The following is a 22329-nucleotide window of genomic DNA, read 5'->3' as shown; positions in this document are numbered from 1 at the left end:
AAAAATAAACAATAGATTTCAGATATTCTGCTGAATTAGCCTAAATGCTACTGATATGTTCGGTTTTTAAATTATTTCCTAAACATTTGTATTTCGTTTTATGTTTGCTAATTTTAATAAAAAACTAAAACTTAATGTAAAATGGGATTTGTAAAAGAATTTAAAGAGTTTGCTATAAAAGGCAACGTAATGGATCTTGCTGTTGGGGTAATTATTGGTGGTGCGTTTGGAAAGATAATCGACAGTGTAGTTAATGATTTGGTAATGCCTGTTGTTGCTGCAATCATAGGTAAACCCGATTTTAGCAACTTGTACGTAGTACTGCGTGGAGCCGTGCCAGAAGGAACAGCATTAGCCGATGCAAAAAAAATAGATGGTGCTGCAATTTTTGCTTATGGTAACTTTATAACAGTAGCCATTAATTTTCTTTTATTGGCATTGGTAATCTTCCTTATGGTTAAAGCCATTAACCAAATGAAACGTAAAGAAGAAGCCGTTGCTGCTGCAGCGCCACCTGCACCAACAAAAGAAGAAGTTCTTTTAACCGAAATCAGAGATTTGTTAAAAACAAAAGCTTAATATTTAAACTCCGCAGATTTGTCCCATCTGCGGAGTTTTTTTTAATAGCTCCTTTTTACCGTTGGGTCGGTAATAATTACATAATCGCCCAGGTTTTTAAACTTTTCCCAATCGGGATTGGAGAAACTCTGATCTGAAAACGAAGAAATATTTAGTATTTTTAGTTTTGGACTGGACTGTGCCAGTTTGGCCAATGTGCCCAGCTTTTCATCACTGTGGAAACGACCGTTGAGCTGCAGTATTTTAAAGCCTCTGTTTTGTTTGGCAAACTTGCCTATAGACCAGGCCATTGTTGCATCCCATAAATTTTGTGTCTGGTAAATTTTCATTGGTCCCATGCTATGGCCGCCTAAAGTTTCGGTAAATTTATCATAATACCTGCCCTGTGCAGTATCAATGGGTAGGGGAGGTAAAAAACTGAGCGAACTTTTGGGCAGATTTTCTAAAACCTTTAATCCATTCATTGTAACTGCATTACTGTAACGTGCAGCTGCATTTGCAGCAATAACGGGTAGCTTTTGTTGTTTGGCTTGTTCGATTAAAGGTTTGTAATCTTTGTAATTTCCCCAGGCACGCCCTTCTTTAATGAAGTTTTTTTCCGAAATCGATCCTGCCAGGTATTCATTTACTACAGGTTGCACATCTGTATGAAACATTTCTAACGATAGCGCTGTTTTTTGCGGATACCTGTTACTCAGTTTTTTGAAAATTTCAGCCTCGAGGTAATGCCCCACCGAATCGTTATGGTCTTCGCCAAAGAAAAGCACATCAGCCTGGTCCATATCGATAATTAAATCATCGAGGCTAATCGTTTTTTGTTTTCGAACATCGAAAATTTTATAACGGGTACTTATGTCTTGTGCATGGAGCGTACCGCAAATCCCCAAGCCAATAATCATCAGGAGAAATTTCATATTTCAAAGTAACAAAATAATTTTCACCGACAAAATGAGGTTATTTACCGCCTTTTATCCAATTTCCACACTGGCTGTGTAGGCTGCTCTTCATCTTATCAATACTTTTGGTTATTAAATAATGTAACACACATGGAAAATCTCAATATAAACGAAAATAGCCACATTAAAAACTCTGGAAGGGTTTGGAGTGGTGTAATCATAGTGGTGATCGGCTTCGCATTTTTACTGGATAACATTGGACTCGATATTCCCAACTGGATCTTTAGCTGGTCTAATTTTTTAATTGTTCTCGGTCTTTTTATCGGAGCACGCCGTAATTTCAGGGGCATAGGCTGGTTGATTTTAGTTTTAATCGGGGCCTATAATACCATCGATAACATGGGCTTCGATTTCGATTTCTCGAAATATGCTTTAGGTGTAGGCTTGGTAATTGTAGGAGGCTTTTTAATCTTCCGGCCTAAAAATTCATTTAAAGACGGTGGATTATTCGGCAGGCGCAAAAAAGATAAGTATGCCGATTCGACTGCTTTTGGCTATGATAAAACAGCAAACAATAACGATATTATCGATGTAATGGCTGTTTTCGGTGGAAATAATCAAACAGTTTATTCGAAAAATTTTCAGGGGGGCGATATTACAGCCGTTTTTGGTGGTGCCGATATTGTAATGACGCAGGCCGATTTTCCGGAAACAGTTTCACTTGATGTAACGGCGGTATTTGGGGGGATTAAATTAATTATCCCCCCAACCTGGGCCATCAAATCGAATGTGACGGCGCTTTTTGGTAGCGTTGAAGATAAACGGGCGCATACCATGCCTATAAGCGAAATGCAAAAAACATTGGTTTTAAATGGTACAGCCTTATTTGGAGGAATAGAGATAAAAAGCTTTTAATTAAATCATTGCCTATGAAGTGGTTTGCAGTAAATTGTATTTATCAGGTAATTTGTGGCGACGGAAAGCACGCGCCACAGTTTAACGAACAAACGCGTTTAATACAGGCCATTGGGCAAATGCAGGCCCTTGATAAGGCCAGGTTAAATGCAGTAAATTTTAACCCGCCATTCGATAACTGTAAAGGTGAAAAAGTGGTGTGGAAGTTTATCGGTGTTGGGGGAATATCGGCGGTAGAAGAACCTGCTGATGGTGTGGAGGTTAGTTCCAGTATTATTGAACCCGAATCGGTTGATCAATACCTGGAAGAGCTCAAACACCGCAATCAATCATTAACTAATCAAAAACCGTTTTGACAACTAGACCTTTATCCGTTCCACAGATACAAAAAACATCACTTTCCTTTGCGGTAGTTTGGGTGATATTGTGCGCTGTTGGATTGCATTATGTCGTTAATTTCTCGTGGTGGATTTCAGCTACAGATAGCCTGATCAATAACGTTTTATTGGCACTGGCCTGTATCGGTATCAGCAATATGCTCGGCTATTATCAGCCTAAAAACGAGCGTATCCTGTACGTGCTTATTATCTCCATTGTGCTCACCTTTGTAATTATATATGCAGCAAAATATTCTTTACTGTATATTTTTGCCGATTATAAAGAGTACAACGACTTTTACAATTTTTCTTTCGCCTTCAGGGGCTTAATCTCTTTTATGTGTTTGGGCTGGTGCGCACTGGCAAATATTTTGTGGTATCGTTTAGAAGAACAATCAGAAACGCACGAAAGACTTTCGGCAGCCAAGAACCTGGCCAAAGAGGCAGAGTTAAATAAATTAAGGCACCAGTTACAGCCGCATTTTCTGTTCAACAGCTTAAATTCGGTGTTTGCGCTAACTATGGTTAATCCTAAGGAGGCAGGGGTGATGATTACCAAGCTGGCTGCATTTTTACGCGGCACTTTGAAACGTGATGATGAATTGTGGGTTTCGGTTGAAGAAGAAATGGAATATATTCAGTTGTATCTCGATATCGAAAAAGTTAGGTTTAGTCATCGGTTAAATATAGAAGTAAATGTAGCTGAGGATACTTTAAACCTCTGTTTGCCGGGTACTTTACTACAACCAATTGTAGAAAATGCGATTAAATTCGGACTTTACAATACCTCAGCAGGCATTACCATTAAGATAGATGTTACAGTAGATCAGCATTTGCTGTCGCTACGTGTACAAAATCCTTTCGACCCTGAAATGAAAGCTGCCGGGGGTACTGGATTTGGTTTGAGTGCCATTAAAAGGAGGTTATATCTGTTATTTGCGAATACACATCTGTTACAGACCGATATTGAGGCAAATAATTTATATATTACCACCCTAAAAATTCCACAAAAAAATGATCAGAACAATACTAATTGATGATGAACCTTTAGCTAGAGATATTGTAAAATTCTACCTTTCCGATCATGCAGAAATAGAGATTGTTGCCGAATGTGGAGATGGTTTCGAAGGATTAAAAGCGATTACCCAGCACAAACCCGACCTTATTTTTTTGGATATTCAGATGCCGAAAATTAGTGGCTTCGAAATGCTGGAGCTGGTTGAAGACAAACCTGCCGTGATTTTTACCACTGCTTTTGATGAATATGCCATTAAAGCCTTTGAAGTTAATGCTGTAGATTATCTGCTTAAACCAATCGATAAAATGCGCTTTGATGCGGCTGTGAAAAAAATACCGGCCAAATTAAACCAAAGCGAAAATACTGAAGCCGTTTTAGATGCAGCAGCCTTAAGTCCGGCACAAAACAATAGGGTAGTGGTTAAAAAAGATGGGGTAATTAAAATTATTCCGGTTGCCGACATTAACTACCTTGAGGCTGACGATGACTATGTTAAACTGAGTACCATTGAAGGAGTTTACTACAAGAATAAAACCATGGCTTATTTTGAGCAGACACTCGATGCAAGCCAGTTTATCAGAATACACCGCTCATATATCATTAACCTTGCGCAGGTAACCAAAATAGAACTTAAAGAGAAAGACAGCTATGTGGTGCTGTTAAAATCAGATATTTGGCTTCCGGTAAGCAAAACGGGCTATGTGAAACTGAAGGCAGCATTGGGCTTGTAAAGGATTAATTAAAAGGTCAAATAGTGAATAAAATATACTACCGTATCCTTTTGTGCGCGGCTATTTTTGGGCTCTTTCTTTTTCCATTCGGTATTTTAAATACCATGGTAAGTTTAAAATACGAAACGGAAGGGGGCGGTGATTGTATTTCTAGGATAACGGGAAACGACCTATGCCAATCTATTGTTCAGATGAAGTCTTTTTTGGGAATATCTGCTTTATTGGTATTGATTCTTCTAATTTTTAAAAGAAAGATTTTAAAAAGCCAAAACTAATTCAATGCTCTTCTTATCATTATAAGGAGCTATACTGTTCATTTTTCAAAAGAATTATTACATTTGCAACTAAATAGAAAAAATAATAATTAATCACTCTTGCATTTATAGAGAAATCGCTTTATATTTGCACCTCTTAATTTTACAATAGATAATATACAGTCATGAAAAGAACATACCAACCTTCGCAAAGAAAGAGAAGAAACAAACACGGCTTCCGCGAAAGAATGGCAACAGCTAACGGCAGACGAGTATTAGCATCACGTCGTGCTAAAGGAAGAAAAAGATTAACAGTTTCTGACGAACGCAAGCATAAAGCATAATTTTTGATTGCTTTTCCGTAAAACCGGAATTGGCAGATCAAAATCTGCAGTTATCAATCAAAATATATGTACACATTCAGAAAAGAAGAACGGTTATGCAGCAGGAAACATTTAGACCTGTTGTTTAAAAACGGTTCTTCTTTTTTATTATACCCTTTTCGGGTTTCCTATCTTTTTATCGATCAGCCAGCTGATGTGCCCGCACAGGTGGTGATTAATGTTCCCAAAAAAAGATACAAGCGTGCAGTAGATCGCAACCTGCTTAAACGCCGCATTCGCGAAGCTTACCGCCTCAATAAACAAAATCAATTATACCTGCCATTGCCAACCGATAAAGGGCTGTTATTGCTTTCCATTCAATTTGTAGGGAAAGATAAATACGCATTTGCTTTCATCGAGAAGAAACTCATTGCCACATTTAAGCGATTCCAAAACTTAATTCAACCCAATGAAGTTCATCAATAAACTGTTTGGCTGGTTCTTTTTAGGTTTGATAAAAGTATACCAATATGCCATTTCGCCAATGCTGGGTGCAAATTGCAGGTTTACGCCAACCTGTTCGCAGTATGGGGTAGAAGCCATTAAAAAACACGGGCCCTTTAAAGGTGGATGGATGGCGCTTAAGCGCATTGGCCGATGTCATCCCTGGGGTAAACATGGGCACGATCCGGTTCCTTAGGGTTCATTTGTTCACTGGTCATTGGTTCATTTGTCATTGGTTCATTTGTAGGTAGCGTGATTCATTGAAAAGCGGTTTGTTGATGGTTCATAGTTGATGGTTAATAGCCTTAAATCCAATTGAAGATAGTTTAACTGGTTAATTGTTTAAACTGGTTAATCGACTGCCAACTGAAAACTGTGAACTAGCCCAATACATCTTCCATATTACCTCTTCCATTTTCCATCAAATTCAAATTAGTTTAACTGGTTAATTGTTTAAACGGGTTAATCAACTGCTAATTGCCAACTGAAACCTGGGGCTTGGTTAGTCGATCTTTGATTGATTCCATTCCAATCTTAATCGTCATTTCGACTGAAGTGCAACCGAACGGAGAAATCTACTTAGTTTGTTTTTAATTTAAAGATCCTTCATTGCATTCAGGATGACAAATATCTAACGATGATAAGGTAAGTAGGGTAGCAATTGTCAACTGCAAACTGAAAACTACCCCGGTCCATCTTCTATATTACCTCTTCCATTTTCCATTTTTTAATATCTTTGCACCATGGCTAAAATACTTCAAATAGAAACAGCTACAGCGGTTTGTTCAGTTGCTTTATCGGTTGATGGGAAAACAGTTTCGGTAAAAGAAGAAACCGGGCAAAATTTGCATGCGAGTAGGCTCACCCTGTTTATTGATGAAGTGTTAAAAAATGCCGGCTTAAACTATAGCGAGCTCGATGCCATTGCGGTAAGTAAAGGCCCTGGTTCTTACACAGGCTTGCGAATTGGCGTTTCTACTGCCAAGGGTTTATGTTATGCTTTGGATAAGCCTTTAATCGCCATCGAAACGCTAAAAATGATGGCTGCTGGCTTTGAGTCGGAGAATCCTGATTATACGGGGTTAATTGGTCCGATGATCGATGCGCGACGCATGGAAGTTTATACCTCGGTTTTTGATACCAGTCTGAATGTTCTTTTACCAACCGAAGCCAAAATTATAGACGAAACCAGTTTTGCTGATTTGCTTGCAACGCAGCAAATTACTTTCCTGGGCGATGGAGCAGCTAAATGCGCCGATGTTTTAACCCACGAAAATGCACACTTCGATGCTGCTAATTTCAACACAGCTGCTTACATGTCGGCATTAGCTGAAACTGCTTTCCAACAAAGAAACTTCGAAGATGTAGCCTATTTCGAACCTTTTTACCTTAAAGATTTTGTGGTTACCCAACCTAAGAAGCAGCAGGCTCAGCCTTAATTATTTATCTTCTTTTAAATATCGAGAATAGACTTTTAAAGAAACTTCCGCCTTCATTATCGTTAATGCCCGGTATTACATCGCTAAATTGAGGGTGGTTTACTACGTTCCCGAATTTAATGCCTACACCCATATAAAACGATGCCCCATTTGGCCCGCTGCCTACAGTAGCGTCGTTTCTAATGGTGCCAAGGGTTTGAAAGCTGGTAGCAATTAAATTATCTGAGCCTAAAAATAATTCGAAGTTTGGTGTCTGATATTTGGCTTGTATACCAACCATAAATACCTGGTTCAAATTATATAAGGGAGTAACACTTGCCGAAAAATCGTTGGCGATAAAAGTGTTTACAAAAGCAATATCGCCACCTTTGTAAAACAAATTCTTCGAAACGGCTAAAGCAGGTTTGTAAAAGCCGTAACGTTTAGATACAAACACATCAATTTTGGCATTTGTAGGGGCTAAAAACTTTTTGCTCTGTTCTGATAAAAGAAATATATCTTCAATTTCCTGATTGGTGTTGGATTGGTTGTTTTCCAGATTCTCGATTACCTTTGATTGATCTACTGTATTTCTGTGCGTATTACTGCGCCACCAGATAAAACCAAGGTCTTTAATGTTGGCCATTAAAAACAATCCTTTTTTAGTAGTATAGTTAGTTCCGAAACCTAAAGACAGACCGGGGTTTTTAAAGTTGGGGAAGAAAGTTTTTTTATCTACCTCATTAAAGTCAGAAAAATTAGCAGAATAAGTTCCCCTTAAGCCTATTAACATGGCCGATGCTTCGGGATCGATATAGAGGTAAGAGTCTTTAACATCCAGTTTATTGTAAGCCATGCCGCTCAGCAAACTGGCTTTTAAACCAAATGCAAGGCGTTTATTCCAGTTTTCACGGTAAGTAAAGCTAAACTGATGGTAGGTTTGCTGGTAACCTTTGGTGTCGAATATCCCGGTGTATTCCCTTCCCGGTGTAAAGCGCTCATACGAATCGAAAATAGCCAGGGTTTCGTTGGTGTAATCGATATGGGCATCTGATCTGATTTGCCAGGCAAAACCCATCTCTTTCTGGTATTTGTACGATTTAAAAAGACGGAAGGCCGCAACGTAAATATTGCTGTTTTCGAAAAGTGGTTAACCTCACCTGTACCCAATGGTAAGCCTTCGGTATCCCAGGTGCCCTCTTGTGTTAATCTGCGGATCGTAAACTTAGAGCTTCCTTTGTTAATGGCATTTGTACCAAAATAGGGCAGAAAGAAGTTAGAAGAAAATTTTCGCGACGAATCTAAAGTAAACGATTTTTGAGATGGGTTTTCGAATGCATCGAACATGGTCTTTGTGCCAAAAAGCGCGTATTGCTGTGCATTTGCTACCCCGAAGCCGGCTACTGCCAGTAACGTAAGTAAAAGTTTCTTCATGTAAATTAGTTCTTGGGGACGGTTCTTTTTATTAACGGTTGCTTAGTGAATCTGGTATTTCTGGTTTTAAATATTTGTTTAATAGTAAGTTGGTAATAAATTTATCGCGGTCAGCACTCATCTGGTAGCAAAAGGTATCGAAACTTTTTAAACCGCTATCAGCCCTTAAATGTTTGTAAAAAGGTTGCTGAATGTTATCCCTGAAAATAGCTGCCGAATTTTTGGTGTTGATATAGTAACTCACGTTCGAAGTATTCGAAATCTGGTTTACTGCATCTAAATACTGTGGGGTTTGTATTAATAGCCGGTCGTTTTTGTAATTGTTCAAAAATACCTGAATGGTGCTGGCGTTGTTGGCTACAATTAAATTGTTATCAATAATGGTATAATAAGGCCTGCCGAATTTTTTAAAAGGCTCGCCGAAATAGCTGAACAAAATATCCGGCGATTTAAAAAGCTTAATGTCTTCGTTGTAATCAGCGCTCACATCCAGTAGCAGCTGCCTTACTTTTTCGCCATTGTTTAAGGCAATTGCACCTAGTTTTTCGGTGGTGCTGAGTTGAAAAGTTACAAACTGATTTTTAGTATAAGCCGGAAAAACAGTATTTAGATCCACTCTATACTGATCTTTAATCTTTTTGATCACCGTATTGGCTTGTTCGGCTGTTTTGTTCTGCTGTTGCCAGGTATTCAATTTGCCCAGCCATTTGCTGTAATCATCAAAAGCATACAGTACGTAATTAGCTGTATTATCAGGTAAAATATTTTGTATTGCTGTATTTTGTGCAGGTGTGTTTTCGAATAGTTTAAGGTAGTTGTCAGGATCCTTTAATTGCGTATTCCCGTTAAACAGGATTTTCTCTTTACTGAAATTGTAATTGAGGATGGCATAACTGTTTTGTTTATCAAATACAGCAATTTCCCCGTTAATATTGCCCGCTATAATGCTTTTAAGCAATAATGGTGCCTGGTTAAAGTTAATGTAAACATGTGCAAGCACATTTTTAATCTGGTGGTTGTTCTCTTTAATAAATTCAGTAAAAGGATTTTCGGTAAGGCGAATACTTGCATCTTTAATCAGCTTTAACGAAGTTGATACCGTTATTACCTGGCTTTGTACTCCCATAAAAACGGCAAGGCTATCGTTTAGCTTAATGTCGTAAATATCTTTTGAATTTTGGCTGATTGCCTTTTTTGATTTTAACTGATCGTAAAACTTTTTAATATCGTTTTCAGGCGAAATCTGGAGCGTTATCAGGAAATTTAAGGTTTTGTTGGTGTCGGGCAATACGCTAATGTAAACCTGTTGATCTTTAATGTATTTGTTGAGTACGTTATCGTCGATAATGCTCTTTTTTAACTGGTTAAGCAGGTTTATTTTGTCCTGGCCTAAAACCTGTTGAATCAACTGCTGGCCTTCCATAATGTTGTAAAAACCCTTGTCGTTCTGAAATGAAAATATTAGGGCCGCATTATTGGTTGCTGATTGCAGGGCTAAATCTTTTGCATTGTTTTCAATTCCCAATCTCGAAAAATAGAGGTAGGCCATCAGGGCTACACCTAAAAATAATGCGCTTGTTAGAATTACGATCTTTTTCATCTGCTGTGCAACAAATTTAATTTATTACATTGATTAGTGAGAAGTTCTTTGTCAAATTATTAATTTAGCGATTGCTTATAGCAAAGAACTATGAATAAACGAATAATCCTTACTGCTTCTTTTTTTGGTGTTGTTGCTGTTCTGCTGGGTGCATTTGGCGCTCATGGTTTAAAAGCTTTGATAGATGCACCTTCGCTTGAAATCTGGCAGAAAGGGGTTGATTACCAGTTTTACCACACTTTCGCATTGCTTTATCTGTCTACCTTTGCGCGTTACCGCAATAAGCTAATTAACATTGCTTACTTCTGCTTTACTTTTGGTATTGTGCTTTTTTCGGGTTCTTTATACCTGTTGGCTACCCGTAGTATATCGCACTTAGGGTTTACGGCATTTATTGGCCCATTAACACCAATTGGCGGACTTTTATTCGTGCTGGGATGGATAATGCTCTTTTTTGCGGCATTTAAAGATAAATAATGAATACTTACGAAAACGATATATTTACAGAAAGAGAAACACTTTTTGTTGAAGTTATTTTGCCCTTATCTCTGGCAAAAAACTATACTTATCGTGTACCTTTTGATCTTAATGAGCAGATTGCCATCGGGAAACGTGTAGTTGTTCAGTTTGGTAAGCACCGCATATACACCGCTTTAATTAGTGGTATTACCACCGTTCCACCTACCGTTTACGAAGCGAAATATATTATTGATGTAATTGATAACGAACCTGTAATTACGTCCACCCAGCTTAAGTTCTGGACCTGGATGACCAATTATTACATGTGTAATGAAGGCGATGTAATGGCGGCAGCCCTGCCTGCAAGTTTAAAGCTGGCCAGTGAAACCATTCTCATCCTCCGCGATGATTACGACGAAGAAACTACACTTACAGATAAAGAAGAAGTAATTATCGCTGCCCTCAAAAAGCAGGAGAAATTAACGGTTAACGATGTTTCTAAGCTGCTTGGACAAAAAACGGTTTACCCGATAATTAACCAGTTGTTAGATAAAATGCTGGTACTGGTGGCAGAAGAAGTGGTGCAGAAATATAAACCGTTGCTTAAATCGTTCGTAATGCTGAACGATTTTTACAGCGACGAAGAAAACCTGAAGCAGCTTTTCGGTATTTTAGATAGGGCACCAAAGCAGCTGGATGCTTTACTGGCCTACCTTAAATTGCAGAAATCGAATTTACCTGTTTCTAAAGAACAGCTTTTAGAAGAAAGTAATTGCGGACCTGCGGCATTTAAGGCACTTACCGATAAAGATATTTTTGTGGTGATGAAGCGACCGGTTAGCCGGTTGGCAGCCCACGATGAAGCATTTAATGTTAATTTTGAGCTGAATGAAGGTCAGCAGCAGGCTTTAGCGAAGATTAACCATCATTTTGAAGAAAAAGAAGTGGTGTTACTGCATGGTGTTACCGCATCGGGTAAAACGCAGGTGTACATCAAGCTAATCGAAGAAATTATTCAGCATACTGATGGACAGGTTTTATTTCTCCTGCCCGAAATTGCTTTAACCACACAAATTGTAGAACGGATAAAGCGCTATTTTGGCAATTCGATAGGGGTTTACCATTCCAAATTTAATAACAACGAGCGTGTCGAAATCTGGAATAAAGTAAGGACGGGTGCCTATAAAGTAATTTTAGGTGCGCGTTCAGCGGTGTTTTTGCCTTTTCAGCACCTTAAATTAATTGTTGTAGATGAGGAACACGAACCATCTTATAAGCAATATGATCCGGCACCCCGGTATCAGGCGAGAGATGCGGCTATTTATTTAGGCTATCTGCACCAGGCTAAAGTGGTATTGGGCTCAGCTACACCATCGCTTGAAAGTTATTACAATGCCCTACAGGGTAAGTATGGTTTGGTAGAAATGAAAGAACGTTTTGGTGGAGTGCAGCTGCCAAACCAGCAAGTAGTAAGCATTTCTGACGAAACCAAGAAAAAGACGATGAGTTCTTATTTTTCGAGTGTGCTGATTAAAGATATTGATCTGGCACTTTCGAAGAAAGAACAGATTGTGTTGTTTCAAAACAGGCGGGGTTACGCAACCATTCTCATTTGCGCTACCTGTGGTTATACACCGAAATGTGTAAACTGCGATGTAAGTTTAACCTATCACAAAAGCAGCGGTAAGTTACATTGCCATTATTGTGGTTATCAGCAAAGTAGTGTTAACATTTGTCCGGCTTGTGGTTCGGTACATGTTGAGCAAAAAGGCTTCGGTACCGAGCGTATTGAAGAAGAGTTGAGGCTGCTGTATCCGGAGATTACCATTGCCCGTTTGGATATGGACAGTACCCGGACTAAAAACGGCCTTCAGCAGATTTTAAATGATTTCCAGGAAAAGAAAACTGACATTCTGATTGGTACCCAAATGGTGGCCAAGGGATTGGATTTTGATAACCTGAGTTTAATCGGGGTAATTAATGCCGATACACTTTTAGGTTATCCCGATTTTCGTGCTTACGAGCGTAGTTTCCAATTGCTGGCGCAGGTTGCCGGCAGGGCAGGGCGCAGGGCAGATCAGGGAAATGTATGCATCCAGACTTACGATGCCGAAAACCGCATTATTAAGCAGGTGGTAAACAACGATTACGAAGGGATGTACAACGATGAAATTGTAGAACGTGAAAAGTTTTTATACCCGCCTTTTTCGCGCATGATATTCCTGTACATTAAACACAAAGATTCGCATGTGCTCGATCATGCTGCATTAACCCTGGCCAACATCCTTAAAGCGAAATTTGGTAAACGGGTTTTAGGTCCCGAGCAGCCATTGGTTACACGGGTGCGTAATCTCTACATCAAACAGATTATAATCAAAGCCGATAAGCACACCGCTATTCAGAAGGTTAAAGATGCCCTGCGCGAAACATTAACCGAATTTAATGCAACCAAAGAGTTTAAAGGTGTTTTTACACAGATAGATGTTGATCCATACTAAGGGTGTTTGAATGATTGAGTTGTGAATGATTGAGTTTTGAATGGTTGAATGTTAGGGGGGGCATTTACTCATTCCATCCTTCAAGCATTCACTCATTTTTTAATTCCGTCCTTAACTCATTTTTAATTCAAAAAATCAGTAAATTTATGTTGATAATGTATCCTTCTCTAACTCAGGTGTTCAATCGTTAATCCCAGGCTAAATTCTATAATTCTCTTGAAACACGGTTTAAAAAGGCTAATTTTGAAACTTCATGGCGTATAAATTTGTTGATAATTATCGGGAGCGGGGAGCTAGAAAAAAATTAGTCGAGTTGTTGAGATCTCGCGGAATTGAAGATGAGCTTGTACTAAAAGCCATTGGCAAAGTGCCCCGTCATTTCTTTTTCGACGAAACTTTCTGGAACCAGGCTTATAAAGATATAGCCTTTCCTATTGGCGATGGGCAAACCATTTCGCAACCCTATACCGTGGCCTATCAGAGCGAATTGCTGCACATTAAAACAGGAGATAAAGTACTCGAAATTGGTACTGGCTCTGGCTATCAAACCTGCATTTTAATGGAGCTGGGTGCTAAGGTTTATACAATTGAAAGACAAGAGAATATTTATAACAGAACCATTCAGGTTTTACCGGGAATGGGGTATAAGCCTACTTTTTATTGCGGCGATGGTTCAAAAGGCATTGCCAAACATGCGCCTTATGATAAGATCATTGTTACTGCTGGTGCACCGTTGGTTCCCGAAATCTTATTGAAACAGTTAAAAATTGGTGGTATTCTGGTTATCCCGGTGGGAGATGAGCAAACACAGAAAATGGTAACTGTAATCCGTGTAAGTGAAACTGATTATGAGAAAATTGTACTGGATACTTTCAGGTTTGTACCATTGGTAGGCGACCAGGCATGGTAGGTGAGTTTGGCGTTTTTAGTTCGGAGTGTTGAGTTACAACCCCTCAATTAAAAACTTCCAGCCATTTTTAACAACGGTTTGTCTGCGCCCAGAACTCCCAACTAAATACTGCCAACTCCAAACTATCTCTTCAATGCTCTATCCAATTCCCGCTTGGTATCTCTATCTTTGATGCTATCGCGTTTATCGAATTCTTTTTTACCCTGTGCTAAGGCAATTTCCATTTTAGCGAAACCTCTTTCATTAATAAAAATGCGTAAAGGAACGATGGTATAACCTTTTTCTTCTCCTTTAAGCTTCAGTTTTCTGAGTTCTTTCTTTTGCAATAGCAAAGCACGGTCGCGTTTAATATCGTGGTGATAAAATGAGCTGTGGCTATACTCCGAAACATGCAGGTTGCGTACATACAGGATGCCACCAATAAACGTGCAGAATGCATCGGTCATGTTGGCTTTTCCTTGTCTGATCGCTTTTATTTCAGTACCTAAAAGGGCAATTCCGGCTACGTACTTGTCTATCAGATTATAGTCGAAATAGGCTCTTTTATTTTTTATATTGATATCGTTTTTCAAAATTTTATAAAGTATAGGTTATTGCGATAATTATACATTTGTATATAAAGTATAGTTTCGGGTTGCAAATATCTTAAAAATTGACGTGATAATTTAATTTTTAATTGCTCAGTTCAAAGAAGTCAGGTTTTATAGCGATTTGCACATTCAAACTTGACTTCTTTGGTTGTACAGTTTAAAGAAGTCAGGTTTTATAGCGATTTGAATATTCAAATTTGACTTCATTTTGGTGGTACAGTTTAAAGAAGTCAAGTTTTATAGCGATTTGCACATTCAAACTTGACTTCTTTTTGTTGTACATTTTAAAGAAATCAGGTTTTATAGCGATTTGTACATTCAAACTTGACTTCTTTGGTGCATGGAACTTAAACCAGTCATCTGTATTCCAGGCCCCCGTTCCTAAACCAGACAAAAGCGGGCATCCCGATATTTCATCGGGATAAAGCGGATGGCGGGGCTGCAATTGCCATGGAAAACTGACTTTTATTTTCAAAAATGTTTTCTGCTTTTTAAAACCGGGTAATCTATACAGGCCCTTAAAAATCTTCATCAGTTTGTAAAAGCTAATGATATATTATTATGTTCGCATTTATTCGTTTAAGTTTGGACTTTAACTATCTAAAATGAAATTCAGAAACCTATTTTTAATTTTATTGCTGGCCGTTACCTTTCAGCTAAAAGCACAACAACCTACTTTATTACCTCAGTTTACCTTTTATAAATTGGATGGAAAGGCTTTTTCAAACGGCGATATTAAACAGGGAAAGAAAAACCTTTTCATTTTGTTCGATTGTACCTGTGAGCATTGTCAGAGAGAAAGTAAGGAGCTGAATGCCAATTACACCAGGTTTAAAGATGTAAACATTTACATGATAACCATGGATGAAGGCTATATCATCCCGCAGTTTTTCAATTCATATGCTAAAGGTTTAAATAGCAAGCCAAATGTATTGGTGCTGCAGGATAAAAAACGCATGTTTATCCCAACGTTTTTACCCAAGCAATACCCAGCAATGTATTTATATTCATCTGCAGGCAAATTGCTATTGTATGAATCAGGCGACGGCGGAATTAAAAAAATGATCAAGGTAGTGGGTAAATAACCCATCTACCTGATAATCAATACCGGTATTTTTACTTTGTGCCTTACCGAATCAACAGTAGTACCGAAAATAAGGTCTTTAAGGCCTTTATGTCCGTGGGCACCCATTACCAGTAATTCCATTTCGTTTTCGTTGCTGATATCGGCAATAGCTTTTGCAGTGCTTCCAAAACCAATAAACGGGGTGGCATCGTAGCCTAAATCGCCAAGGTTAGCGATGTATTTATCGAGGTTTGCTGCATCGCTTTGCGTTTCGTGGTCCATTACTTCTTTACCTAGGTAACGGGCAGCTGCAGTTTCTACCACATGTATTAAATAATAGTGCGCATCTTTTCCCCCTTGAATTAAGGCATGTCTGATGGTGTTTCTGTCGTTCTTAGAAAAGTCTACCGCAATGCCTATGCGTTTGTAGCTGATTTTTTCAATTTTACCGATATCTAGTGCATTACCATGAGGTACAAGTTGTTTGCTTGCATTTCTTTTACTTTCCAGCATAGGGTGGAAGAAAACATATAACAAAAGTAAAACAACGAGAATTAAAGCCGGAATCACGATTACATAAATCCACCAGTTGTTGGCTTCTTTTGCCCAACCGCCAATTTCTTCAATTATCAGTTTTACATTGAGCGCGATAATTACCAATGCACTGGCCCAGGCCAATACCTTTACCCAGGGCTTAATGGCAAAATCTTTCATCTGTTTTTTATCAGAGGTGAAATGGATTAACGGGATAATGGCAAAACCAAGCTGTAAACTCAAAACCACCTGGCTCAGTACCAGTAAACCACCCAAAGCATCCTCTCCATAATGTAAGATAGTAAAGAAGGCGGGGATAATTGCCAGTAAACGGGTAATTAACCTCCTCAGCCAGGGCTGAATACGTAAATTAATATGGCCTTCCATAATGATTTGCCCGGCTAGTGTTCCGGTAACGGTAGAGCTCTGTCCGGCTGCGATTAAAGCAATGGCAAAGAGGGTTGGGGCTACATTACCAAAAATATTCGAAAGCAGTTTATGGGCATCCTGTATTTCGGCAACTTCATGTAATCCGTTTTTATAAAAGGCGGCTCCTGCTAAAATAAGGATGGCGGCATTTACAAAGAAGGCAAGATTCAATGCGACAGTGGTATCAATCAGGTTAAATTTTAAGGCTTCTTTAATTCCCTTGTTATTGCGCTCTATTTTGCGTGTTTGCACCAGCGAGGAATGCAGGTACAGGTTATGCGGCATTACCGTAGCACCGATAATTCCAATGGCAATATACAAAGCATCTCCCGTTAATATAGATGGCTCGAAACCTTTAACCACTTCCTTTAGTGATGGCTCTACAATAAACATTTCAACCAGGAACGAAATGCCTACAATAAATACCATCGATACGATAAAACCTTCCATGGCGCGCATGCCCTTATTGAGCAGGAAAAGCAATAGCATGGTATCGAATATGGTTATGGAAATGCCCCAGATTAGCGGCAAACCAAAAAGGAGTTGTAAACCGATAGCCATACCAATAATTTCGGCCAAATCGCAGGCAATAATGGCTGTTTGTGCCAATGCGAATAGAGGGATGTTTGCCCAGCGTGCATAAGCTTGTTTTGAAGCTTGTGCTAAATCGAGCCCGCGTACTATGCCTAAACGCGCACTTAACGATTGTAAAAGCAGCGCAATGAGGTTCGACATGAGTAATACCCAAATCAGCTGATAACCAAATTTACTACCGCCGGCCAAATCGGTTGCCCAGTTTCCGGGGTCCATATAGCCAACGCTAATCAGGTATGCCGGACCAATAAATGATAAAATTCTTCGCCAGCCTTTTCTTTTATCTGTATTTACGCTTTGATGTACTTCACTTAACGATTCAGTTTTTGCCATTACTGCTGATTAAAATGTGTTTTGCAACTTCTCTACTAATATTAACTTGTTTATCTGCTAGCTGGATTTCTACTGAACCATCGAAATCGGTAACATCGTTGATTTTAATTTGTTTACCAAGCGTAAGACCTAATTTTTCTAAATGCTTTAAGAAAGCAGAGCTGTGCTGGCTAACACCTGTTATGGTGCCCGCATCGCCAACTTTTAATTCGATTAATTTGATAAACTGTGTTTTGGCAAATCGGCCGTTTTTGTCGGGGATGGGGTCGCCGTGCGGATCTGCTTTCGGGAAACCCAGAAATTCATCCAGTCGTTCAATCAGTTCTATCGATCTGATATGCTCGAGTTCTTCGGCTACATCGTGCACCTCATCCCACTTGAAGTTTAATTTATCAACCAGGAAAACTTCCCATAGGCGGTGTTTCCGTACAATATCTATTGCTGCATTCTTACCTGTTTCGGTTAAAGTAACCCCCTGGTATTTAACATAATCTACCAAACCCTTATCTGCCAGTTTTTTTATCATATCGGTAACAGAGGCTGGTTTAGTTTGCATTTGCTCTGCTATAGCGTTAGTTTGTACATTAATCGTCTTCTCGGCAAGGTGGTAAATGATCTTTAAATAGTTCTCCTCGGTGTAACTTTGCATTTATATGTATCTAATTTAATTTTTAGGTAAATCTAAAAATTTTTATTTAAAATATATATGATAAATTATGTTAAAATTTAGAATATAATTTGGTTATGTTTGTATTCTCAAATACCTTTAACACCTTATGGCATCTGAATTAGATAAAATAGACTTTAAAATTTTAAGAATCCTTCAAGAGAACGGAAGAATTACCAATTTGCTACTATCACAGGAAATTGGTTTATCGCCTGCACCAACTTTAGAGCGCGTACGCAAGCTGGAAATGGCTGGATATATTAAAAGTTACCACGCTTTGGTAGATGAGGAAAAACTGGGCTTAGGTATTAAAACCTTTATTCAGATTCAGCTCGATTTTCATAAAAATAATACCATTCAGATCTTTTTGGATGAAGTAAATCAGATTAAAGAAATCACCGAGTGTCATCACGTTACCGGACAGGCCGATTTTTTATTGAAGGTTTACGTGAAAGATATCAAGGCTTACGAAAGGTTGATTATGGATAAGATCAGTAAAATTTCGGTGGTTAAAACTTTCCAAACGATGATGATCATGTCGACTACCAAAAAAGAGCCAATTGTGCCTTTGGAGTATTAAAATATTACACCACTTAAGATATCTTATATTGTTTAAGATTAATAAGAATAGCTTCTAGCATCTGCTTAGTTGTCTAAGGTGGTAAGAATTCTTTAAAGGTACATCAAATATTTACACCACCTAAGAAACCTTAGAGCATCTAAGAGTAGTAAGACTGGCTTCTAACGTGTGCTTAGTTGTCTAAGGTGGTAAATTCCTTTAAAGTACATCATAGTAATTACACCATCTAAGACACCTTAGAGCATCTGAGATTGGTAAGAATAGCTTCTGACATGTGCTTAGTTGTCTAAGGTGGTAAGTTTCTTAAAGGTAAATCATAATATTTCCACTACCTAAGACACCTTAGAGCATCTAAGATTAGTAAGACTAGCTCCTAATGTGTTCTTAGTTGTCTAAGGTGGTAAGATTGTATTATGTATCTTATTATTGCTATAGTGATTGAAATAAATTAAAAGTCATACATATACTCGCTTACAAAACTCCGCTTACCATGTTGTACAATGTTTGTAGAATTGAAGTTTATTAACAATCCCTTAGGTACTTTTAGTAATTTCATATATGTCAAAATTTGTGCTTCGTGGATGGGTTGTATACTTTCAACCGACTTTAGTTCCAATACCATACAGTTTTCTATAACTAAGTCTGCCCTAAGCTCAGTATCTAACAGCACATCTTTGTAAGCAAGTGAAATGGAGTGCTCAGCTGTGAAATTTATCTGCTGCAGCTTTAATTCTCTCATTAAACATTTTTGGTAGACATTTTCGAGTAATCCAGGGCCAAGTATTTTATGCACCTCTATGCATGCATCAGTAACTTTGTATTCTAAATGGTCGAGAAAAGTTTTATTCATCATAAAAATCAATCTATTTGGTTAACAATATTTATTAGAGATGATTTTTTTTGATGACTAACTAAATGTTGAGTCACTTTAGGGAGTAAAACCCAACACTAATTTATTAATAATTACCGAAATCTCATTTGCATTCTGATAAACCATAAAGTGAGTTCCGTTATCGATTACAAAATCGGGCTGTGCTGTTTTACTATACAAAATTTTATCATGGGTGCCGTGGATATGATACGTCCGTTCTGGTTTTGTTTCATTTTTCCAGCTCAGTATACTGCCGATTGCCCATTTCAAAAAATACGGGTCAGTATCTTTTATGATCTTGCTTAATAATATTTTCTCACTGCCCGATCGGGTGCCAAAGTAGTAATTTTGCGTAAGTTTATTAGAAGATTTTAAAAGCCTGGCAGGAATGAATTTTAGTAATCCAAGTTTACCAGCGAAACGGTATAGCCCAGGTAACTGGCTACTGATCATAGTACTGGAAATGATTACCGTTACTACAGGTGCTAAGATTTTAGCAATTTCAACGGCAATCATTCCACCAAACGAAACACCAACTAAAGCAAAGGGCTGACTGGTATCTATAACCTCACTCAACCGCAAAGCATAAGTTGCAAGTGTTTCGTTTTTCTTAGGCTCTATCCAATCAATATGAATGATGTTGATTTTTTCGTTAAGCTTTAGCTTTGAAAAAATCCGCTTATCCGCTCCTAAACCACTGATAAAATAGGCATTCATTATACCGGCAAATTCCAGTCAATCGGTTTAAGGTTGTTTTGTACCAATAGCTGGTTGGCCTTCGAAAAGTGCTTCGACCCGAAAAAGCCATTGTAAGCCGAGAAAGGCGAGGGGTGTGCGGCGGTAAGCACATAGTGTTTCTTCTGATCAATTAAAGCTGCCTTTTGCTGTGCGTATCTGCCCCACAAAAGGAAGACCAGATGCTCACGTTTTTGCGATAAAGCTTTAATAATTTCGTCGGTAAAGATCTCCCAGCCACGGTTTTGATGCGAACCTGCCTCAGATGCACGTACAGTTAAAGTTGCATTTAACAGCAACACTCCTTGTTCTGCCCAATGGGTTAAATGCCCGTGAGCTGGCGTTTTAAAACCTTCTATATCCGTTTCTAATTCCTTATAAATATTCTTTAAAGATGGTGGTACTGCAACGCCACGTTGTACAGAAAAAGAAAGTCCGTGAGCCTGGCCAGTACCATGGTAAGGATCCTGACCCAAAATCACCACTTTCACCTCATCAAACGGAGTTGTATTTAGGGCATTAAATATATCAGTGCCTTTAGGATAAACAGTTGCACCTTTCTGCTTCTCTTCCTGTAAAAAAGACTTTAGCTTAATCATGTAGTCTTTCTCAAATTCTTCTTCTAAAACGGCTAACCACCCTGGTTCTAATGCTGCTGACATGTTTTTGTTGGTAATAGGTAAATGTTTATTGGTAAGTATGCTAATTGTTTGATGGTTAATAGTCAATGGTTTGGCAAAAGTTATAAGTTATCAAGCCATTAACTATTGTCTAATAAGTCATCAACTATGGCTTTTTCTGATAAATGGCTAGTAAATCGCCTTCCAGTGTTGTTTTTGGTCCTTCGATAATTCTTCCAAGCTCTTTGCCTTTTTTATCGTAAACAATAAAGGTAGGTACCCTTAAAATCTCTAAACCATCGAGTATGCCGTTTTCGGCCTTTTTATTGCCATCAACAGCTATAATTTCTACGTTTTTTTGTTTAAAATGTAAATCATCAAGTACTTTAAAGAAGTTCGGTACATTTACTTTGCTATCGCCACACCAGGTGCCGAAAACAATCTTAATCTTTTCATTTTTGATGAGTTTTTTCAGTTCAATCATTGTTGCAGCATCTGGTATATAGGCTTTATACAATGGATCGTACATTTCTTTAAACTCCGGGAAAGTAGTAATGCCTTCGCGGGTACAGGCATTGATCAGGATATCTTTATTGTGAACAGCATCGTGGATTTTTTTATTGACTTCTTGTGCAGAAACATTCATGGCAAGTATAATTAGTGTTATGGAAAGGAGGATTTTCATAGCTGTGAGCAGTTTTTTTAAGTCGTTGAAATTTTTAATGAAATTATTGTTTTAAAATCTAAATTCTGCCATTTAAACACGATATTTGCAAAAAAAATAATTAGAATAGAATTTATGCCAAATATTATCAGATTAATTGCGGGGTTTGCTTTATTGGGTGGTGCAATAGCTTTATTTGTTTTCGGCTTCTGGCCTTGGGGCATTGTTGCCATCTTGTTGGGGATAATTGTATTAGTAACTTATTTCTTTAATGAAAACATGCTTTTGGCACAATGGTTTTTAAGAAAAGATAATATGCCTAAAGCGAAACAGTTTTTAGATCGCATAACCAATTACGAAAGCCAGTTAATTAAAGCGCAACATGGTTATTATAACTTATTAATCGGTTTAATTGAAAGCAGAACTGCACCAATGAAATCGGAAAAATATTTTAAGGCTGCATTGAGTTTAGGAATGCAGATGGATCATAATATTGCCCTGGCTAAATTAAGCTTAGCAGGTATTGCAATGGCAAAACGCAACAAGCGCGAAGCAACCATGTACCTTGCCGAAGCTAAAAAGGCCGATAAGAATAAATTACTGGCCGATCAGATTAAACAGATGAAAGATCAGATGGGCATGATGGATAAGCAACAACAAGTTCGTTACAGATAAAATTTTAAAGCCATTTCTTAACCGGAATGGCTTTTTTGTTTCCGCTTCGTTTTGT

General features: G+C 38.3%; 26 protein-coding genes. 15 read left to right on the top strand and 11 right to left on the bottom strand.

What is annotated here, in order from left to right; translation table 11 throughout:
* The first annotated feature begins 141 nt into the window (after nt 1–141).
* Complete coding sequence (gene mscL, locus HWV58_RS16735; RefSeq protein WP_175635183.1) at nt 142–579, top strand: large conductance mechanosensitive channel protein MscL; 438 nt, start codon at nt 142–144, stop codon at nt 577–579.
* A gap of 41 nt (nt 580–620) precedes the next feature.
* Here the strand turns inward: mscL and HWV58_RS16730 are convergent, their stop codons facing one another.
* Entirely contained in the window at nt 621–1493 is an 873-nt protein-coding gene (locus HWV58_RS16730; RefSeq protein WP_175635182.1) for a ChaN family lipoprotein, read from the bottom strand.
* 132 nt (nt 1494–1625) lie between these two features.
* Between HWV58_RS16730 and HWV58_RS16725 the strand changes: the two genes are divergently transcribed.
* The 8 genes from HWV58_RS16725 to tsaB all read left to right on the top strand — a co-directional run bounded on the left by HWV58_RS16725 (nt 1626) and on the right by tsaB (nt 7036).
* On the top strand, nt 1626–2390 hold the full coding sequence (locus HWV58_RS16725) for a LiaF transmembrane domain-containing protein (RefSeq protein ID WP_175635181.1): 765 nt from the start codon (nt 1626–1628) through the stop codon (nt 2388–2390).
* Between the two features lie 14 nt (nt 2391–2404).
* The gene (locus HWV58_RS16720) at nt 2405–2746 is read left to right on the top strand and encodes a DUF4288 domain-containing protein (protein WP_175635180.1); all 342 of its coding nucleotides are present in this window, start codon (nt 2405–2407) and stop codon (nt 2744–2746) included.
* Nucleotides 2743–3804 (top strand): sensor histidine kinase, encoded by a 1062-nt coding sequence (locus HWV58_RS16715; RefSeq protein WP_235972749.1) that lies wholly within the window; start codon nt 2743–2745, stop codon nt 3802–3804. The genes HWV58_RS16720 and HWV58_RS16715 overlap by 4 nt, the downstream gene beginning before the upstream one ends.
* Nucleotides 3782–4516 carry a LytR/AlgR family response regulator transcription factor gene (locus HWV58_RS16710; protein WP_175635179.1) on the top strand — a complete coding sequence of 245 codons (735 nt, stop codon included), beginning with the start codon at nt 3782–3784 and terminating at the stop codon, nt 4514–4516. Before HWV58_RS16715 ends, HWV58_RS16710 begins: the two co-directional genes overlap by 23 nt.
* Nucleotides 4517–4955: 439 nt before the next feature.
* Complete coding sequence (gene rpmH / locus HWV58_RS16705; RefSeq protein WP_010601723.1) at nt 4956–5114, top strand: 50S ribosomal protein L34; 159 nt, start codon at nt 4956–4958, stop codon at nt 5112–5114.
* Nucleotides 5115–5180: 66 nt separating this feature from the next.
* Nucleotides 5181–5579 carry a ribonuclease P protein component gene (locus tag HWV58_RS16700; RefSeq protein WP_175635178.1) on the top strand — a complete coding sequence of 133 codons (399 nt, stop codon included), beginning with the start codon at nt 5181–5183 and terminating at the stop codon, nt 5577–5579.
* Nucleotides 5563–5793, top strand: coding sequence for a membrane protein insertion efficiency factor YidD (yidD, locus tag HWV58_RS16695; RefSeq protein ID WP_175635177.1), 231 nt, complete (start codon nt 5563–5565; stop codon nt 5791–5793). The genes HWV58_RS16700 and yidD overlap by 17 nt, the downstream gene beginning before the upstream one ends.
* A gap of 547 nt (nt 5794–6340) precedes the next feature.
* On the top strand, nt 6341–7036 hold the full coding sequence (tsaB, locus tag HWV58_RS16690; protein ID WP_175635176.1) for a tRNA (adenosine(37)-N6)-threonylcarbamoyltransferase complex dimerization subunit type 1 TsaB: 696 nt from the start codon (nt 6341–6343) through the stop codon (nt 7034–7036).
* 4 nt (nt 7037–7040) lie between these two features.
* On the opposite strand, the gene HWV58_RS16685 is transcribed toward tsaB, so the two are convergent.
* Nucleotides 7041–8093 carry a DUF5723 family protein gene (locus HWV58_RS16685; protein ID WP_175635175.1) on the bottom strand — a complete coding sequence of 351 codons (1053 nt, stop codon included), beginning with the start codon at nt 8091–8093 and terminating at the stop codon, nt 7041–7043.
* Nucleotides 8094–8480: 387 nt separating this feature from the next.
* Nucleotides 8481–10049: a hypothetical protein gene (locus HWV58_RS16680; RefSeq protein WP_175635174.1), complete on the bottom strand. Its 1569-nt coding sequence runs from the start codon at nt 10047–10049 to the stop codon at nt 8481–8483.
* 90 nt (nt 10050–10139) lie between these two features.
* Here HWV58_RS16680 and HWV58_RS16675 point away from each other — a divergent pair, with 90 nt between their 5' ends.
* The 3 genes from HWV58_RS16675 to HWV58_RS16665 all read left to right on the top strand — a co-directional run bounded on the left by HWV58_RS16675 (nt 10140) and on the right by HWV58_RS16665 (nt 13916).
* Nucleotides 10140–10526, top strand: a complete 387-nt coding sequence (locus tag HWV58_RS16675) for a DUF423 domain-containing protein (RefSeq protein ID WP_175635173.1) — start codon at nt 10140–10142, stop codon at nt 10524–10526.
* Entirely contained in the window at nt 10526–13006 is a 2481-nt protein-coding gene (gene priA, locus HWV58_RS16670) for a replication restart helicase PriA (RefSeq protein ID WP_175635172.1), read from the top strand. Before HWV58_RS16675 ends, priA begins: the two co-directional genes overlap by 1 nt.
* 253 nt (nt 13007–13259) lie before the next feature.
* The gene (locus HWV58_RS16665; RefSeq protein WP_175635171.1) at nt 13260–13916 is read left to right on the top strand and encodes a protein-L-isoaspartate(D-aspartate) O-methyltransferase; all 657 of its coding nucleotides are present in this window, start codon (nt 13260–13262) and stop codon (nt 13914–13916) included.
* A 122-nt stretch (nt 13917–14038) separates the two neighbouring features.
* On the opposite strand, the gene smpB is transcribed toward HWV58_RS16665, so the two are convergent.
* On the bottom strand, nt 14039–14488 hold the full coding sequence (gene smpB / locus HWV58_RS16660; protein ID WP_124558566.1) for an SsrA-binding protein: 450 nt from the start codon (nt 14486–14488) through the stop codon (nt 14039–14041).
* A gap of 184 nt (nt 14489–14672) precedes the next feature.
* Nucleotides 14673–15038, bottom strand: a complete 366-nt coding sequence (locus tag HWV58_RS16655) for a hypothetical protein (RefSeq protein ID WP_175635170.1) — start codon at nt 15036–15038, stop codon at nt 14673–14675.
* A 73-nt stretch (nt 15039–15111) separates the two neighbouring features.
* Here HWV58_RS16655 and HWV58_RS16650 point away from each other — a divergent pair, with 73 nt between their 5' ends.
* Nucleotides 15112–15591 (top strand): TlpA family protein disulfide reductase, encoded by a 480-nt coding sequence (locus HWV58_RS16650; protein WP_175635169.1) that lies wholly within the window; start codon nt 15112–15114, stop codon nt 15589–15591.
* Between the two features lie 5 nt (nt 15592–15596).
* On the opposite strand, the gene HWV58_RS16645 is transcribed toward HWV58_RS16650, so the two are convergent.
* Together HWV58_RS16645 and HWV58_RS16640 are read right to left on the bottom strand one after the other, a co-directional pair.
* A complete protein-coding gene (locus tag HWV58_RS16645) occupies nt 15597–17462 on the bottom strand; it encodes an Nramp family divalent metal transporter (RefSeq protein ID WP_175635168.1) in 1866 nt (621 codons plus the stop codon).
* The gene (locus HWV58_RS16640) at nt 17449–18111 is read right to left on the bottom strand and encodes a metal-dependent transcriptional regulator (protein WP_175635167.1); all 663 of its coding nucleotides are present in this window, start codon (nt 18109–18111) and stop codon (nt 17449–17451) included. Before HWV58_RS16640 ends, HWV58_RS16645 begins: the two co-directional genes overlap by 14 nt.
* 127 nt (nt 18112–18238) lie before the next feature.
* Between HWV58_RS16640 and HWV58_RS16635 the strand changes: the two genes are divergently transcribed.
* Nucleotides 18239–18709: an Lrp/AsnC family transcriptional regulator gene (locus tag HWV58_RS16635; RefSeq protein ID WP_025142637.1), complete on the top strand. Its 471-nt coding sequence runs from the start codon at nt 18239–18241 to the stop codon at nt 18707–18709.
* A gap of 448 nt (nt 18710–19157) precedes the next feature.
* On the opposite strand, the gene HWV58_RS16630 is transcribed toward HWV58_RS16635, so the two are convergent.
* The 4 genes from HWV58_RS16630 to HWV58_RS16615 form a co-directional block, all read right to left on the bottom strand.
* Nucleotides 19158–19562 carry a GxxExxY protein gene (locus tag HWV58_RS16630; protein ID WP_235972748.1) on the bottom strand — a complete coding sequence of 135 codons (405 nt, stop codon included), beginning with the start codon at nt 19560–19562 and terminating at the stop codon, nt 19158–19160.
* A gap of 75 nt (nt 19563–19637) precedes the next feature.
* Entirely contained in the window at nt 19638–20297 is a 660-nt protein-coding gene (locus HWV58_RS16625; protein WP_175635166.1) for an alpha/beta hydrolase, read from the bottom strand.
* On the bottom strand, nt 20297–20977 hold the full coding sequence (gene ung, locus HWV58_RS16620; RefSeq protein WP_175635165.1) for a uracil-DNA glycosylase: 681 nt from the start codon (nt 20975–20977) through the stop codon (nt 20297–20299). Before ung ends, HWV58_RS16625 begins: the two co-directional genes overlap by 1 nt.
* Before the next feature lie 124 nt (nt 20978–21101).
* On the bottom strand, nt 21102–21620 hold the full coding sequence (locus HWV58_RS16615) for a thioredoxin family protein (protein ID WP_175635164.1): 519 nt from the start codon (nt 21618–21620) through the stop codon (nt 21102–21104).
* A 114-nt stretch (nt 21621–21734) separates the two neighbouring features.
* Between HWV58_RS16615 and HWV58_RS16610 the strand changes: the two genes are divergently transcribed.
* Entirely contained in the window at nt 21735–22274 is a 540-nt protein-coding gene (locus HWV58_RS16610; RefSeq protein WP_175635163.1) for a YgaP family membrane protein, read from the top strand.
* Nucleotides 22275–22329: the final 55 nt, after the last annotated feature.

Source organism: Pedobacter ghigonis (genome assembly GCF_903166585.1).
GTDB lineage: Bacteria > Bacteroidota > Bacteroidia > Sphingobacteriales > Sphingobacteriaceae > Pedobacter > Pedobacter ghigonis.
Note: the sequence above shows the minus strand (reverse complement) of the source record. Positions and strands in the feature narration are given on the sequence as shown.